The sequence below is a fragment of the Enterococcus raffinosus genome (genome assembly GCF_018917525.1).
GTDB lineage: Bacteria > Bacillota > Bacilli > Lactobacillales > Enterococcaceae > Enterococcus_A > Enterococcus_A raffinosus_A.
In genome coordinates, this window is the sequence record NZ_JAHLOS010000088.1 from 1 (window position 1) to 1,688 (window position 1,688).

At 34.2% G+C, this 1,688-nt stretch carries 2 protein-coding genes; one reads left to right on the forward strand and one right to left on the reverse strand.

The annotated features are described in order from the left end of the window. Positions 1-148 precede the first annotated feature (148 nt). Positions 149-829 (reverse strand): hypothetical protein, encoded by a 681-nt coding sequence (locus KQI58_RS22360; protein ID WP_253296097.1) that lies wholly within the window; start codon positions 827-829, stop codon positions 149-151. 125 nt (positions 830-954) lie between these two features. On the opposite strand from KQI58_RS22360, the gene KQI58_RS22365 reads away from it, so the two are divergent. Beyond that, positions 955-1,215, forward strand: coding sequence for a hypothetical protein (locus KQI58_RS22365; protein ID WP_216411135.1), 261 nt, complete (start codon positions 955-957; stop codon positions 1,213-1,215). Positions 1,216-1,688 lie beyond the last annotated feature (473 nt).

Genomic DNA, 1,688 nt, shown 5'->3' on the forward strand with positions numbered 1-1,688 from the left:
CATCATTTTTAACCCCTCCTTTACTGGACTTCTCTCTTTTAAGTATAACTTGAAAAAAGCAAAAAAAGAGGCACAAATTCGAACTGTTCCGAGTTTGTGCCTCTTTATAAAAATCAAGTGCCTTAAGTTAATGACATTGATATACTATTCAACCCTTTTTTGTGTTAAGGATTTTTAGGGATCGTTGTGCCTCTGAAATAAATTGTTCTTCTTCCAGTAAAAGTTCTTTGCTTTGAGGAAAAGCTGAAAAGCAGATCGAAAATTTCCATTGAATCAAGGAATCCGATTTATATAAATTCCTAATCTCAAGCAAAGTCTGATAATTTTGTGCAGTTGCCAGGCTGGGGTTGTAAAAGACCATATAGCCAATCGCATCGATCATCTCACTTAGTTTTGAACTAGTAAGCTGTGGTGCGTTTCTTAAAAGTGTTGGAAAAATCTCTGGTTTCATACGGCCCAGTGAACGAGCAATCAAATCTCTTGGTAAGGGAAAAGATTTCTTTTTTGAAGGAGGAGCCGGGAAATGGTGTTGATTATTTCCAATCTCAGCAAGAAAAGGAATCATTTGCTGAGCAATCAGTGAATCGCCGCTTTCTAGTTTTTCAGTAATGGCTAATCGAGTATAAAGAGCCGATTCCTTCATTAAAGAATGCAATAAAATGTTCGCTATCTCACAATTTATCGGCAAGAGTTTTGCTGAAACAGTTCGTTCGTAGGCCTCTTTTGAGGAAAGTAGTTCTATGAGTTCCGCTATCGTTTTCTCTTTATAAGCAATTAAGTCATCGTTTTCAACCCATCCTCGCTGCTTACGCTGCATATATTTATCCAATCGATTCACTCCCTTTTTAAGAGTATAACAGAAATCCTTGTTATATAAATTTGTGTTTTTTTTCACAAAAACGTTGATTTATAATCCTCGCTATGATATTATCGAAAAAAGAAGGAGTGATGGGAATGAAAAAAGTAGTCGCGAATCCAATGGAGTTACGAGATGCTATTCGTTGCGAGAAAAGAAATATTTCAATCACAGGCGGCTTCGCTAAAATGATGCAGCCACTAGTAACGGAGAAGAAAGTAGACGTTGAAACACTAGATTTACCAACTTTTGTTAAGCTGGCTTTGGATCCTACAACCATGGAGACCTTATCTACGGCATATCGAGTTGCTACCAAAAATGGAAATGCTGGTGTTGAATTAGAATACGTGAAAATTTAATTTTTTTCACTTTTCTTGTGAAAATAATATCAAACTTTAAACACCATATCCTTGTAGCAATATGCTGTAAGGATATTTTTTAAGGGGTAAAAATAGCTTAACATATCTTAAAAAATTATTTTTATAATTTATTTCTAATGTAATTAGAAAAACGGAATACTTTCGTGGAATAAAAATATTTAGTAACATCTCGAATAAATTTAAAAATGTTAAAAAAACAATTCGTAAAATCACCAAAATTGCAAAGAAATCTGTTAAAATATGAATATGAGGAAGACCTCTCTCAATCTTTCTTAGCTAGTTTATTTGACTAGCATCCCCTTTAAGCACCTTGTGATCAAGGTGCTTTTTTCGACATTAAAGGAAGTATAACATTTTAAGCGGTCAAAGGATTGATACATCAATCTTTTGACCGCTTTTCATCTGGTCTTTTTCCTATTAAACTAGAGAGATGAAACCCAATATTTTACACG

Coding starts and splice junctions, on each gene's coding strand:
- KQI58_RS22365 (WP_216411135.1), top strand. CDS start 955: ATGAAAAAAGTAGTCGCGAATCCAATGGAGTTACGAGATGCTATTCGT.